The following is a 14,124-nucleotide window of genomic DNA, read 5'->3' on the forward strand; positions in this document are numbered from 1 at the left end:
GTGTGGACAAAGTCCACACTTACGTCTGCTTTATCGGAGGGCCGTGAGGACTTGAGTCCTATGCCTGGTTGGGCCATAAACCTTTCGATCAAGGTCCCTGAAAAGTTGGTTCTTGGAGCACAATGTGACTGCGATTTTGGGGTGGTTTGGTCCGATGAACGGCGGTGCTTCAGCCCCCTACGTGGCGACTTCCGATGCCCCTCCGCGGGTGTAAGAGGCAGTCAGGCCGGCTCTAGCCTGCAGGCCGGTTGTCTCGAAAGGCTAGGGAGGCGAGTTCAGGTGGTGAGCGCAACACCCTGAATTCTGTGGGGTGTCGTCGATGGGCAGACCGTGGTCGCCGTTGAGTGTTCGTTTGGCGTTCTGGGAAGGACTGGATGCCGGGCTGGCGGTAGCCGTAGCGGCGCGGGCCGCCGGGGTGTCGCGTCCGACCGCGTACCGGTGGTTGAGCGACCATCAGAAGGTGTTGCCATCGCCGGTTCCGGATTTCAGTGTGCCCCGTGCAGGGCTTTTGTCGTTACGTGAGCGATGCCGGGACATCTCCGCTCCTTGATCCCAGGTCGTCGAACGGCGCAGCTGCTCGGGCAGGGTATTCATCGCGGTGATCATGGCGTCGGCGACAGTGCGGGCAGTGTGGTCCTCGGGCAGATGCAGGAGCATAACGTAACCGCTGGTCCTTTCGACGAGGGTTCCGATCGCGGACTTCGATGCCGTCGAACCGATGATTAAGTCCCCTTCCCAGAGAGTTGTACGGAGACCAGCTTCGACTCATGCCACCCCCGAAATGACAGGACCGCCCTGAGGCGGCGTTGACGAAATGCCGAATTTGGTGCCAGCTTTACTCCGCCCGGGTCTAACTGGCTCAAGAGATCCGGCAACTGCTTTTCGTAACCCGCGGGAAACGAGATGTCTCATCGAGCGAATAGGCGTCCGGCCTGCATGGTCCGGAAGGAAACACACTTCCGGGTTCTGCAGCCAAGCGATCCAGGCCGGTACGGTTTTTGTACCATGAGGACATGGCTATGACTCTCCGTGTTCCTGAAGACCTCGATCGGCGGCTGGAGAAGTTGGCTGCCGAGGAACACACGTCCAAGTCCGCGCTTCTGTTGCAGGGGGCGGAGTTGGTTCTGCAGCGCCACGCACGCCGGCGTGACATCAGCGAGGGCCTTGATTTTGTTATGAGTCATGACGCTGAGTTGCTGAAGCGCCTTGAGGACGCGTGACCGCGTACCTGGACACCGAGGATGCACTTCAGGTAGTTGATCGGTACGGCGTCCATATCCGTGATGTCGGGTTGTTGGCCTCGGCATTGGCCAGGCCGGCTACCACTGTCATGGGGGCGGAGGCCTATCCGGAATTGGCGGTGAAGGCGGCCGCGTTGTTGGAGTCGGTCGCCCGGTCCCCGTCCACTCGTTGATGGCAACAAATGGACGGCATGGACGCTCATGGTGCTGCTGCTGTGGATCAACGGTTACCGGCATGACTTCACCACGGATGAAGGCTTCGGCCTCGTCGTCGGAGTCGCCGAGGGCACTGTCGACTTGCTGGACTCTGCCGCCGCGATTTCCAGGCATCTGGTGCGCCCGTAGTCCTCCAACGCCCCCGAATGGGGGTGTGCACAATGTCAACACTTTTCGTCTCGCACTGGGCCAAACAGCCCTCGAACTGGCTAGAATTCCGCATTTTTTCGCGGGTTCCCAGGATTTATATGAACGGGAATGTAGTTCGAGTCCCACCTCGGGCACAGGTTATCCCCTCGTCAGAGGCGTTTCTTGCTTTGACGTGTTGACAAAGCTTTTGGTCGCGTCGTCTGACGGGTTGCGTCGCGGGCGTTGGCCTGGCTGCCGCGGAGGCCTGTTCAGGTGTGTGGGGTGGCGGGTTCAAGTCCCTGGCTGGTAAGACTTCCGCGTGATGAGCTGGGGTTATGCGAATCCTCGTTTCGGTTCTGTTTGGTTGCCGGTGTTGGCCTACACCTATGCATGTGCCGGGGGAGCGGGAACAACATGGCTTTTGAACTTTTCCGTACCTGCACTTCGGCCCGCGGCAAGTGGTCTGGGGATAGCCAGAGAGGGTGGCCCGCCTTCGCCTTGTCCTATCAAAGGAGGTGTGTACAGTGTCCACACGTATATCTGCTTTGAGGACGAGATGGATTGAGTCTGGAGTCAGGTTGGTAGCCAAGATTGCTAACTGGGCTTGTGCGGGAAGTGACTTTCGGACACTAACCTGACGTTTCCTGCAGGTTGCCTGACGTCCGGTTAGCACGTAATCTAACCGGTCGGTGCGGCAGGAGGGGCCGTATCCCGGCCTCACCAGCGTATAGGGTGGCGCGTGTCATGGCATCAGGACAAACTCTTCCAGCACGGATCCAGTCACGGCATAGCCATCCAGGTTTCCGGGGCTGATGTTGCTGGTCTGAATGAAGTAGTGGGCATCGCAACGACGGTACAGTCTGGTCCTGAGGAAGCAACTGGTACGGATACTTCGGTTGGCTGCACTGGCACGATCGCCCCTGGACAGGTCACAGGACTCACCGACGTCGAGGCGATAATAGGTGGGCCAGGCAGATGCCTTCGCAACAACTAAGGATGGGAGCGTCTGGGGTGGGGCGCGAAGGGGTACAACTGATTCCATGATGGTCCCCCGGCACGTTCGGGGACGGCACCGGGATTACTCGTCTGATGCCCGAGCTCTTGTCGAAAGCTGGAACTGAGGGGTCTCCTGACGGTGGATAACACAGCGTACGGCGAAAGCGGACCCCCTTGAGCGCCCTAAGGAGGACGTCCCTTAGTCGCTTGGGATCCAGCGGGCTCATGCTGTGGGTCCGCTGTCCGCGAGAAGCATGAGGAGACGATAGTTATCCCCGCTTGCCGTAACTGTGGTTAGTCGGCGGTGAAGTTCGATAATGCCGTTGATGGCCGCCGTGCCGCCACCGGAATATCGGCCGGCAGTTGCGGCAACAGCGACAGTCGAGGGCGAAACGACGCCATCAAAGTCCGGGCTGCCCCGTACCCGTAGCCTGGCATAGTAGGTGTGCCGAACCAGGATTGCCATTGTCCCATCAGCAGGCCCAGTGGCTATGGGTAGCCGGGGGCGGGGCCGATCCGCCCCCGACCAAGGTGACGTTCCGTCCTCGGTGAGCCTGGTAAGGGAGCCATTGCCCCATCGGCCACGGGCCGAAGCAGGTCGTTGATGCAACCCTGGGGACGGATTTAGTCGAACACGGATTACTGCACGATGACGATGACGATGACGTAGATGACCGTGCCGTTCTCGTGCTTGTACCACCCATGCCACTTGCTGTGGTGACCATGCCTGTCGTTGCCATGGCGGTCGTACCCGTTACAGTCGTAGCCGTTGCGGTCGTAGCCATCCCTGTCATAGCCCCAACGGTCGCGGCCACCGCGGTCGAAGCCTTCCCTGTCATAGCCCTCTCTGTTGTAGCCGTCCTTGTCGCGGCCGTCCTTGTTGTAACCCTTGTCGTGGTCGTCCTTGTTACGGCCGTTGTTGTCGCGGCCCTGTTGATGGGCGGCCTGATAGTTCGTGGTGGAACCACTATCAGCAAATGCGGCGCCTGCTGCCAGCGCTGATCCGCTGAAGGTCAAGCCCCCGGCCAATGCAGCCGAGCTAAGCAGGCGAGATACCTTGTTCATGAGATATTCCTGACGGTCGATGATGATGAAAAACAGCCGCAGGGACACGAGACATCTAGTGCGTGCGCCGGCGTCATCGGCAGACGGTCCGCCGCTCACCTATCCCTGTGGTTCTCGTCTCCCAAGCACACAGCTGTGCAGAAGGCACCGCTGTGTTTGGGGATGCCAGAACTCGCCTAACGATGAGCTCTGTACTGCTTCCTGATCTTCCGAGGGGTGATTCCTCGGCAACGAAGGTGCCGGAAGGACCACCGCGGTGTTGACATCAGAGCTCTGCTTGCCCTCTCTGTCACTCGTCGCCCCCTCGGGATGCCCTTTGGGGGAGAGGTTTAAACCAACGCTACGGAGAGGACTAATCGGTGGGCAACACCTGCCGCCCCCTAATTCCTCCCCTCCAGGCCACCTACGTTTTTGGGTATCGGTCATTTAGGTAGTGGCAGCAAAATCAGGGGCACTATGTTTTGTGGGCTCAGCGGACCTGGGTGGTTACGGTGCCCAGCCATGGCCCGGCCGGCACTAGGCCGCGCGGGACAAACAGCCAGTCCACTTTGTCGAATCCGGGGGCTGCAAGGTTCTGGCCAGCTGTCCCGGGAGCAGATCTGGGACGGCATCCGCGAGGAAATCACACTGCCCCCGGCTGCGGATCTGGAGGCTCACTTCCGGACGCTCAATATATTTACGATCCCCAAAATGTCGGGGAGCTCCTGCCGAAATAGCGACTTGCCGACGTCGAGAAGCAGCTTAGATGCTTGCCGCCTGACGGTCTACAGAGACCCTCGTGAGGAAGTCCTCGACTACGGCCGCGAACTCGTCGGGCCGTTCGATCTGCGGCATGTGTCCGGTCTTGGCGAAGACGTGCGACTCGGCGAGGGGCAGCGCTGCGGCGGCCGCTTCAAGGTGGCTGAACGGCAGGATGTGGTCGTGGTCACCCCACATCACCAGCGCCGGAACGTTGGACTTGCCAAGCGCCTCGATCAGGGCGGTGCGCCACTCGGCCCGGACACCGGAGATCGTTCCCAGGTCGCGGGCGACGTCGAGCAGCGTCCGGCGGTGCGCCTCCCGCTGCGACAGGGCGAGCGCGTGGCCGATGCGGTCGTCCGTGACCAGCGTTTTGTCGTAGAAGAGCGACTGGACGGTCCGGCGTGATGCTTTCTCGTCGGGCCGCAGGAGCAGGGCCGCGAGCGGGCGGACCGCAAGGAGGCGAAGGACCAGTGCCACTTCCTTGCCGAATCCGGCGCTGTTGGCCAGCACGAGCGCGGAGACGCGGTCCGGATGGTCGGCGGCCAGCTTCATGGCCACGGCGCCACCGAGCGAGTTGCCCATCACGGGCAGCGGCCCGGAAACCCCGACGGCGTCCAGGAAGGCCGGCAGGATCCCGGCCAGCTTCGCGAGCGTCGTCGTGCCGGGGAGCCGTTCGGAGTACGCGAAGCCGGGAAGGTCGATGCTGTAGACCGTGTGTCGGTCCGAGAGCCGCTCGTGCTGTTCGTTCCAGTCCTCGAGGCTCTGGCCGATGCCGTGCAGCAGCAGGACCGGATCCCCGCTGCCGGTCTTCCGGTAGCGCAGGCGTGTCCCCGCGACGGTGACATGGCCCGTTCCCTGCAGCGCGAGGGGATCCCGGGCCGGGGCCGCCGGTTGCCGGACGGTTTCCCGCACCGGCTGCCCGCGCCGGCCGAACCGGACGTGGTCGGTCAGCCTGCCGGCCCGGAGCAGGGCGAAGTCGCGGAAGTAGTTCTGGTGCAGCCGCCACGGCGCGCCTGCGCCCTGCCGTGGCAATTGGTCGGCGCCGCGGAAAATGTAGCCGGCCTTCAGGTCGATCAGTGAGGACAGCGTGCCGTTGGCGACCTCGGCTGGTGCCACAGGTACCACCCACTGGAGGTTCCGGCGGTCGAGCTGCTTGATCAGCCTGCAGATGTAGCCGGCGACCAGGTCCGCCTTCAGGGTCCAGGACGCGTTGGTGTAGCCGATGGTGAGGGCGAAATTCGGGACCCCCTCCAGCATCATGCCCTTGTAGGTGAGGGTTCTGCCGACGTCCACGGGCTCGCCGTCGACGGAAAGCTTCATGCCGCCGATCACCAGCAGGTTCAGTCCCGTGGCCGTGACAATGACGTCGGCGGGCAGCGATGTGCCGGAGGCCAGGTCAATCCCGTCCGGGGTGATCCGGGAGATCGTGTCGGTCACGATCTCGGCAGTGCCGGCACTGATGGCCCGGTACAGGTCCCCGTTGGGGATCGCGCAGACCCGCTGGTCCCACGGCTGGTACGACGGGGCCAGGTGCGTGTCCACCGGAAAGCCCGCCGGCAGTTTGGCTACTGCCGACTTGCGCAGGATCGCCTTCATCGTCTCGGGCCGCCGTCGGCTGAGCTGGTAGGTGAACATGGAGAAAAGAATGTTCTTGGAGCGTACGACGTCGTACGCCAGTTGCGCGGGCAGCTTACCCCGGAGACGGTCGGCCAGGTGGTCCCGCGCGGGCACCGGGGCGATGTAGGTGGGGGAGCGCTGCAGCATCGTCACCTTGGCGGCCGATTTTGCCATGGATGGCACCAGCGTCACTGCCGTGGCGCCGCTGCCGATGACCACCACCTGCTTTCCCTCATAATCGAGGTCGGCCGGCCAGTGCTGCGGGTGGACGATCGTTCCGGCAAAGGTGTCTGCCCCGTCTATGGCCGGGGTGAAGCCCTCGTCATAGCGGTAGTAGCCGGAACAGACGGACAGGAACGAGCAGGTGAAGGTGAGCGCCTCGGGGGAGGAGGCAGTGTGGCCGGACCGGAACTCGCCGCCGGAGGTGTGGACCGCCGTCACGGTCCACAGCGCGGTTTCGCTTGACCAGGCGGCGGAAATGACCCTGGTGTTCAGCCGGATACGCGGCGTCAGGCCCTCGTCGGCGACCGTTGCCTCGATGTACTCGCGGATGGACTCGCCGTCCGCGATCGCCTTGGCGCCGGCCCAGGGCCGGAAGGAGTAGCCGAGCGTGTACATGTCGCTGTCGGACCGGATCCCGGGGTACCGGAACAGGTCCCAGGTCCCCCCGACGGCATTCCGCGACTCCAGTACGGTGAAGGTTTTTCCGGGTACCTCGCGCTTTAGCCGGCTGGCGAAACCCACGCCGCTCAGCCCGGCGCCGACAATCAACACATCTACGTGCTCGCTCATGCCGCCAAGTTATCGACTTAATGTTGAGATAGTCAACACTGTGTTGAGAGCCGGGGCTAGGATGGGCGCATGGCTCAAAGAGGAAGACGCAGCGCGAGGGTTTCGGGCGATGAGCGGCAGGACGCAATCCTGGTCACCGCGGAGGCCCTCCTGGCCGGCCGTGCCTTTGACGACGTCTCCATCGAGGATCTGGCCCGGGGTGCCGGCATTTCGCGCCCCACGTTCTACTTCTACTTCCCCTCGAAAGATGCCGTGCTGCTGGCCCTGCTGGACCGGGTCATCACCGAGGTCGATCACCGGGTGGGGCACCTGCCGCGTGATTTCGAGAGCGACCCAACGGGTGCGTGGACCCGTTCCATCGGAATGTTCGTTGAGGTGTTTGTCGCGCACCGCGGTGTGTCGACCGCCGCCATCGGGGCGCGCGCCCGCAACGACGAGGTGCGCGGGCTGTGGTCCAAGTCGATGCAGTCCTGGGTCGACTTCTCAAGCGACGTGATCCGTGCCGAGCAGGTCCGGGGGGCCGCGCCGGCGGGCATCGACGCGCACGACCTCGCGGTGAGCCTGAACCTGATGAACGAGCGGGTCATTACTGCTGTCCTCAACCGGGAGAGTCCCGCCATCGCGGAGACAGCCGCCCTGGACGTCCTGTCAACCATCTGGATCCGCAGTATTTACGGGTCCGACAACCCCGGCGGCCGCTAAGGCCCGCGCCGAAAGGAAACCATAATGCCCTCCATCAAGGCGCTCACCGTGCTCGGCACCGGAGTGCTCGGCTCCCAGATCGCCTTCCAGGCCGCATTCCACGGTTTCGCGGTCACCGCGTGCGACGTCGACGAGGACGCGCTTGCCAAGGCGCGGGACCGTTTCACCCGCCTCGCCGGCATCTACCGGGCACAGGTTGCCGGCGCCTCCGAGGGCAAGACCGAAGCAGCCCTGGCAAACCTCCGCCTCACCGCAGACCTCGGGGACGCCGTCGTCGACGCGGACCTCGTGATCGAAGCCGTTCCCGAACTGCTGGAACTCAAACGCGACGTCTACCGCAAGCTCGCGGAGCTGGCGCCGGCCAAGGCCATCTTCGCGACCAACTCGTCCACCCTGCTGCCCAGTGACCTGAAAGACTTCACCGGACGCCCGGACCGATTCCTCGCGCTCCATTACGCCAACAACATCTGGGCGCAGAACATCGCCGAGGTCATGGGCACCGCGGAGACTGACCCGGCGGTGTACGCCGTTGTCGTCGACTTTGCCCGGAACAGCGGACTGGAACCTATCGAGATCAAGAAGGAGAAGGCCGGCTACGTCCTGAACTCGCTGCTGGTTCCGCTGCTGAACGCGGCCGCCGGCCTGCTGCTGCAGGGCGTCGCCGACCCGCACACCATTGACAAGACCTGGCGCATCGCCACGGGGGCCCCGAGCGGCCCGTTCCAGATCTACGACGTCGTCGGCCTCACCACGGCGTACAATATCGCCTCGGCCTCGCCGGATGCCGGTTCCCAGGCGTTCGCCCAGTACCTGAAGGAGCACTACATCGACCAGGGCAAGCTGGGCGTCGCCTCGGGGGAGGGCTTCTACAAGTACTGAGCCGCGGACCTTTAGTGCTGCTGCGGTTCTTCCCGTTCCACGTCTTGGACCGACCGGGAGAGCAGGCAGAACTCATTGCCCTCCGCCGCTTCGCCGTGGTGCGGAGCTATCCCACCCACCGAAGCAGCCACACTGTGGTGGCTGGCGGCAGGTTTCCTTTCGTGATCGGGCTGCTGCTTATGACGATGATTCCTTCCGGCAACGGCTTTGGCTTGGCGCTGAAGTTGGTTAGGCAGTGCCACCCGTAGGGTCGGCTGAAGTGCAGGAGGCCCGGGGAGTCTTCACACTGGACGTCGGCGAAGGTTTCAAGCTCGGCGCGCCATTCGAGGGCTGTGGCCAGGAGGTCGTTCCAGGAAGCGTCGTCGTTTTCAGGGCCGAGCTGTGAGATGTCTAAGGGGTGGGGGAGTGCCAGATTGAGGAGCAGGACCGCGCGGCGCCGCTGCTCCGCAAGTTCTGGGTACTTTTGGAGAGGGGTGTCGATTTTTGTGGGTATAGCCGTTGAGGTCATGTCGGTTTCCTTCGTTGCGTCTTCATTCAGGAGTGGAAGGATCAGCTACTGAAATTTCTTTGGTGACTCAGCGCAGGGAACGCTGGATGGCCAGGCAGGCGGCGCCCTTGCCCCAGAGGTCGGCGTCCGCGGCAGCTACTTCGAGACGGGGCAGGAAGTCCCCGCCTTCGAACGCGTACTCCTTGAGGGAGGCCGTCAGGCTATGCTCCATCAGGTCGTAAGCGGCGGAGCCTTCGCCCGTGATGACAATCAGTTCCGGTGCGGCGAGATTGCTGACCACCGCAAGGCCGCGGCCGACCCATCTTCCGGCAGCGGTAAAGGCTGACTGTGCCTTCACTGCCTGGCGGTCAGGTCCGTTTCGGGCTGCGATCATCGCGCCGGCGACGTCAGTGGTTCCGGCGGCGGCTGCGATGGCAGCATCTCCCGCCAGCGCTTCCAGGCAGCCGTGCCTGCCGCAACTGCATAAGGGGCCGCCCGGCACCAGCGGGATATGACCCAGCTCCCCGGCGGTTCCATGTGCGCCGCCGTACACTTTCCCGTCGATCACCAAGCCCAACCCGATGCCGGGTCCCAAGGTGACGACGGCGAAGTTCCGCGCGTTTCTGCCGTGGCCGAACAGGTGCTCGGCCACGGCCAGGGCGTTGACGTCGTTATGCACGGTTACCGGAAGTCCGGTCATTTCGGATAAGGGCTTGGCAACATCCACTCCTCGCCAGCCGAGAATTGGCGAGTAGCGGCAGGTGCCTGCATCTGGATCGACGTGCCCGCTGACCGCGATCCCTAATCCCAGCGATCGTTCGCGTGCCTGGGGCACGGATGCGAGGAGGCGGTCAACGAGACCGGCCACGGCCCGAAACGTGTCGGATGCTTCCAGCGGAACGCCCACTTCTTCTTCGCCGCGTGCGAGCACGTTTGCGCCCAGGTCTGTCACGACCCCGGAAATAACCCTGGGGCCGATCTTGATGCCAATGGCTGTGTGTTTGGCGGCGACGATTTCGATCAGGCGCTCCGGCCTGCCACGTCCGTTGGGAGCCGTGGGCGCTTCGGTGACGTACCCTTCGTCCACCAGCGGCCGGAGGGTCCGGGCGATGGTGGACGGGTCCAGGGACGTTTGCCTCGCAAGCTCCACTCGGGAGATGGGTGCATGCCGCAGCACGAGGGAAAACAGGCCTGCCCTGTGCGGGTCGCTGAGGGCGGGAACGCCGAAGGCCTGCTTCCGTCTGCTCACATGTCCAACTCTATCCAGTTCAGGTTGATGGCTCCTTGATCTGTCACACCCCTGCCGATGGTTATCAGGTTCAGGCCGGCGTCGAGCTTGATAGTGCCCTCCACAATCTCCCAGGTGTCCCAGGAGGGGAGGGCGGGGAAGCTCGCGTGCATCGGCCCGTCCACGACGGAGCGATCCGCCCTTTCCGCGCTGACGGTCATGGTGCTGGTGTCCCCGGTGGCGTTCGCGTACCGGTAGCGGACGGTGTAGGTGCCGCGGTGCGAAGCCTGGACTGCGAAGGTGACCAGCGGGTCCGCGCCGGCGCTGGTGGCCTGGAGTCCGTCCACAAAGCCGTTGCCGTCATGGCCGGGGTGGTTGTTGTTGAAGCCGGCCCCGCCGCCCCAGGCCGCGAAAGCGGCCGGGTAGCGCGTTGTGCCATGCGCTTTCGGCGGGGTGACCCGGAAGATGGCTGAAGCGTGCGGGGCCAGTAGTGCCGTGACCTTCGAGTCCATGCCAAGGTTCCGGTGCGCCCACAGGTCCCGGGCGTTGGCGCCGGTGGCCAGGCCAAGGTCTGCGGTGAAGTCTATGGTCCGGGTGACGGTTTCGGTGTCGCCGCGGTTGAACAGGGCGACGCCCCAGGAGCCGTCCGGGAGTTGGCCTGCCCAGCGTTCGGTGTCACGGGAGCCTGGAGCCACCGTGAACGGGGCGGCTGACCTATAGATGGGCTTACCCACCAGGCCGTCCTCGTTCAGCTGAAGCACTTCCTTGTTGGTGTACACCCAGCCGTTTTTTCCGATCTGCTGGTAGGTGTCCCCGATGGCGAGGGGTGATCCGGCAGCGACCATCAGGTTCATCATGGTTTTGCGCTCTTCGTCATTGGCGAATGTGCTGGCCTGCATGAAGTCGCCGTCAAGGATAAGCTGCCCCCGGCCGTTCCGGTGCGACCAGCCGGTGAAGCCGCAGAAGGGGTTGGCCCAGTTGGGCCACGCATCCTGCCAGTTCTGGCGCATCCCGCTCAGCCGGTCCCAGCCGCCCTTGTCGGCGTCGGCGTTGATCCGCACCAGGTCCCCGTTGGCCAGTTCCGCCGAACCGTTGGCGAACATGTGCGGCATGACCAGTGAGACCTCCATGTCATCCCCGGCAGCCTCGTTGATCCAGGAAAGTGCAAGTTCGTAGTTGGCGCGGCCGTGGGGTGCGTTGACTTGGCCAATGTTGGCGTCCATGCCGTTTTCGTACCAGGAGAGGAAGTCGATCCGCAGGTACGGAACGCCGAGGTCCTTGAAGTACCGGACGTAGCCTTGCACATATTCCTTAGCCCCGGCCTTGGTGGCGTCCAGCCAGTAGAGTTGGTTCCCGCCGATGTCCCGGGCGAAGAAGTCGTTGGGGACCACCAGATCCGCGATCTTGACGTCGGGCCGTCCCAGGACGGTTTTGGAGCTGTCCTCGACGGCTGCCCGATGGACCCAGAGCGGGTTGTAGTAGACGCCCAGCTTCATGTCCCGCGCTTTGAGGTACTTGGCCCAGTAGGCCCAGCCGTTCTGCCAGGAGTCGTTATAGCTGGTGATATAGCCGTTCTTGGTGGTGCGGCTTGAGCCTTCGATCCAGCCATCCGTGCAGGCGATGCCGTATCCGAATTCCGCGAAGTTCCCGGCCAGCCAATCGATGTTGGCTTTCCATTCGCTCTCGGGGATGGGTGCGTTGTGGGGGAAGGAGTAGCCGTAGATGTTCCAGTATCGGGGACCGGCACCGCTGCGGGTGTACGCACTGTTGCGGCTGGCAAGGCGCAGGGGCGGAGCACTGGTGGCCGGCGTGCCCGGCTGCGCGGTGACTGCTGTGGTTGCCTGGGCGGACTGGGCCATCCCTAGGGCGTAGGCCAAGCTGGCGGCGCTGCCGGTGGCGAGCACGGTGCGGCGGGACAGGTTCTTCATTGATCGGTCCTTCGAGTGGGGGCTGGAGGCACTCAAAAGTATTCACCGGCTATATTCATGCGTCAAGCATTTAATTATTCTTGGGTCGTCCATCCTGGGAATGCGGCCCTCGTGGCAGACAGGCTGGCACACCTTCTCGCTCAGTGCGTTGGTCTTTGGCCAGATGCATACCCCGGTTTCAGAAGTGGCTCGTGGGCCGGCATAGACAGACCCAAGAGCAGTCAAATCGAGTTATGCCTGTGTCGGCCCTGAAACGTCGGGGGCTGGGGGCTACTGCTGAAGGGTCGGCCGGACGACGAGCTCATTGATGTCGACATTTGCTGGCTGCGCGACGGCAAAGGCGATAACGTCGGCCACAGCTGTAGCGGGAATCCCGAACTGTTCGGCTGCGGCGTGGGCAGCCGCTCGGACTTCGGGATTGCCGCCCCGGTCCGTTAATTCAGTCAGCGTGAAGCCGGGCGAAACCACGGTTACGCGCACGTCGGTGTTCTCCTGGCGGAGCCCTTCGGAGAAGGCCCGGACGGCGTATTTTGTAGCGCTGTACATGGCTGCGGTCGGGTCAACGCGCAGGCCAGCGACCGAGGCGACATTGATGATGTGACCTGCCCGCCGGGACCGCATGCCGGGTAAAGCACTTGCCACACCGTGAAGTACGCCGCGCAGATTCACATCGATCATGGAGTTCCACTCTTCGATGCGCAGATCATGCACGGGGGACAACGGCATGACGCCCGCGTTGTTCACGAGAACGTCGACTGGACCAAATTGCTCTTCGGCGGCTTTCACGAAATCCTTGAAGTCGGCAAGGTCTGTAACGTCGAGCCGGCGGTACTCTGCCTCGCCTCCATCGCGCTGGATGCCGGCCACGAGGGTCCGCAGTGAATCCTCACGCCGCGCGCCGAGGAATACCCTGTGGCCCTGGGCTGCCAGCGCGCGTGCAGTGGCCGCCCCGATGCCACTGCTGGCACCGGTGACGATGATGTTCTTTTGGTTTTGATGGTTCATGTTTTGATACTCATTCACTTGCGGATGCGGAAAGGACAGGTCTGCCTGGGAGTGCCGCACCTTGTCAGTACTTCCCAATGGGTCGGTGGCTGCTTACGGCAAGAATCAGCCTGCCCGTGACGGTCCGTGCTTCCATTTGTGCGTGTGCTTCGGCAGCTTCTTCCAACGGGAGCACGAGCACCGGGAAGGTCAGCTGACCGCTTGCGATGAGAGGCAGGACAGCACGTCCGGCGGCTGCCCCGCGTTCGGGGTTTTCGGAGAGCGCCAGCCCGGCGCTGAAGCCCAGGATGCCGATGTTGCTGCGCCAAATCCTGTTGGTGTCGACCATGGTGCCCGCGTCCTGTGCGGCGCTGCCGACGACAAGCATGCGTGCGTGCTGTGCCATGACGTCCAGCGTGGCGAGGCGATGGTCTCCTCCTACGGGGTCGATAACGAGATCGAATGTTTCGTCGTGGAGGGCGTCGGGAAATTCGTCGGAGACAATGACACGGTCCAGCCCGAGAGACATAGCAGCGTTAGCCTTGTCCCTGGTGCGGACGGTACCAACTACCCGGCTGGCTCCGAGCATTCGGGCGACGGCGGGAAACGCGGAGGCGAGGCCACCAATGACGCCGTGGACCAGCACGCGGGATCCGGCACGGATGTTGCCGACTTCGGTGAGTGCCATATAGGCGGTCGCGGCGTTGCCAAGTCCCGCGACCACTTGGACCGGATCAGCACCGGATCCTTCGAGTGAGACGACCAGCGCGGCCGGGGCGGATACGACTTCTGCGTATCCTCCGCTGTTCGGAAGGGTCACGGTTGCGACGTGCTCACCGATCGAGAGACCGGTAACCCCTTCCCCGAGGGCGCGGACCGTCCCGGTGACTTCGAGTCCCGGTACATAGGAGGGCTTGGGGACGTAGTCGAGGTTGGCGAATGTTCCTCGGCGGATGATGGCATCGATGAGGCCGACGGCTGCGTACTGGACATCAATGGTTATTTCCCCCGCGGCCGGCTCGGGGGTGGGAAGGTGGACTTCCTGGATGACTTCGGGGCCGCCTAGGCCGTGGTCGACATGCTTTTCATTGTGGTTGTCCTATCGGTGTTGGTTCTCGC

Annotated in this window: 11 protein-coding genes and 2 pseudogenes; 5 read left to right on the plus strand and 8 right to left on the minus strand. The window is 63.4% G+C overall.

The window, feature by feature from the left end:
* Positions 1-319 precede the first annotated feature (319 nt).
* Positions 320-526 (plus strand): annotated as a pseudogene (locus ACTHQS_RS09880) (IS30 family transposase); the annotation flags it as partial.
* Here the strand turns inward: ACTHQS_RS09880 and ACTHQS_RS09885 are convergent.
* Positions 523-738 (minus strand): annotated as a pseudogene (locus ACTHQS_RS09885) (transposase); the annotation flags it as partial. The pseudogenes ACTHQS_RS09880 and ACTHQS_RS09885 overlap by 4 nt on opposite strands.
* Positions 739-1,013: 275 nt before the next feature.
* Between ACTHQS_RS09885 and ACTHQS_RS09890 the strand changes: the two are divergent.
* Both ACTHQS_RS09890 and ACTHQS_RS09895 read left to right on the plus strand, forming a co-directional pair.
* A complete protein-coding gene (locus ACTHQS_RS09890) occupies positions 1,014-1,220 on the plus strand; it encodes a ribbon-helix-helix protein, CopG family (RefSeq protein WP_440168203.1) in 207 nt (68 codons plus the stop codon).
* 222 nt (positions 1,221-1,442) lie between these two features.
* Positions 1,443-1,586 (plus strand): hypothetical protein, encoded by a 144-nt coding sequence (locus ACTHQS_RS09895; protein ID WP_440168205.1) that lies wholly within the window; start codon positions 1,443-1,445, stop codon positions 1,584-1,586.
* 1,635 nt (positions 1,587-3,221) lie between these two features.
* On the opposite strand, the gene ACTHQS_RS09900 is transcribed toward ACTHQS_RS09895, so the two are convergent.
* Positions 3,222-3,695, minus strand: coding sequence for a hypothetical protein (locus ACTHQS_RS09900; RefSeq protein ID WP_440168207.1), 474 nt, complete (start codon positions 3,693-3,695; stop codon positions 3,222-3,224).
* A gap of 693 nt (positions 3,696-4,388) precedes the next feature.
* Complete coding sequence (locus ACTHQS_RS09905; RefSeq protein WP_440168209.1) at positions 4,389-6,797, minus strand: alpha/beta fold hydrolase; 2,409 nt, start codon at positions 6,795-6,797, stop codon at positions 4,389-4,391.
* Positions 6,798-6,866: 69 nt separating this feature from the next.
* Here ACTHQS_RS09905 and ACTHQS_RS09910 point away from each other — a divergent pair, with 69 nt between their 5' ends.
* Positions 6,867-7,499 carry a TetR/AcrR family transcriptional regulator gene (locus ACTHQS_RS09910; protein WP_440168211.1) on the plus strand — a complete coding sequence of 211 codons (633 nt, stop codon included), beginning with the start codon at positions 6,867-6,869 and terminating at the stop codon, positions 7,497-7,499.
* Between the two features lie 24 nt (positions 7,500-7,523).
* The gene (locus tag ACTHQS_RS09915; RefSeq protein WP_440168213.1) at positions 7,524-8,378 is read left to right on the plus strand and encodes a 3-hydroxyacyl-CoA dehydrogenase; all 855 of its coding nucleotides are present in this window, start codon (positions 7,524-7,526) and stop codon (positions 8,376-8,378) included.
* A gap of 106 nt (positions 8,379-8,484) precedes the next feature.
* Here the strand turns inward: ACTHQS_RS09915 and ACTHQS_RS09920 are convergent, their stop codons facing one another.
* The 5 genes from ACTHQS_RS09920 to ACTHQS_RS09940 all read right to left on the minus strand — a co-directional run bounded on the left by ACTHQS_RS09920 (position 8,485) and on the right by ACTHQS_RS09940 (position 14,053).
* Positions 8,485-8,886 carry a hypothetical protein gene (locus ACTHQS_RS09920; RefSeq protein ID WP_440168215.1) on the minus strand — a complete coding sequence of 134 codons (402 nt, stop codon included), beginning with the start codon at positions 8,884-8,886 and terminating at the stop codon, positions 8,485-8,487.
* Between the two features lie 67 nt (positions 8,887-8,953).
* Complete coding sequence (locus tag ACTHQS_RS09925) at positions 8,954-10,114, minus strand: ROK family protein (RefSeq protein WP_440168217.1); 1,161 nt, start codon at positions 10,112-10,114, stop codon at positions 8,954-8,956.
* A complete protein-coding gene (locus ACTHQS_RS09930) occupies positions 10,111-12,021 on the minus strand; it encodes a hypothetical protein (RefSeq protein WP_440168219.1) in 1,911 nt (636 codons plus the stop codon). Before ACTHQS_RS09930 ends, ACTHQS_RS09925 begins: the two co-directional genes overlap by 4 nt.
* A gap of 270 nt (positions 12,022-12,291) precedes the next feature.
* Positions 12,292-13,026 (minus strand): SDR family oxidoreductase, encoded by a 735-nt coding sequence (locus ACTHQS_RS09935; RefSeq protein ID WP_440168221.1) that lies wholly within the window; start codon positions 13,024-13,026, stop codon positions 12,292-12,294.
* Between the two features lie 64 nt (positions 13,027-13,090).
* Positions 13,091-14,053, minus strand: coding sequence for a quinone oxidoreductase family protein (locus tag ACTHQS_RS09940; RefSeq protein WP_440168461.1), 963 nt, complete (start codon positions 14,051-14,053; stop codon positions 13,091-13,093).
* Between the last annotated feature and the right edge of the window lie 71 nt (positions 14,054-14,124).

This window comes from Arthrobacter sp. SAFR-044 (assembly GCF_051965175.1).
In the GTDB taxonomy this organism is placed as follows: Bacteria; Actinomycetota; Actinomycetes; order Actinomycetales; family Micrococcaceae; genus Arthrobacter.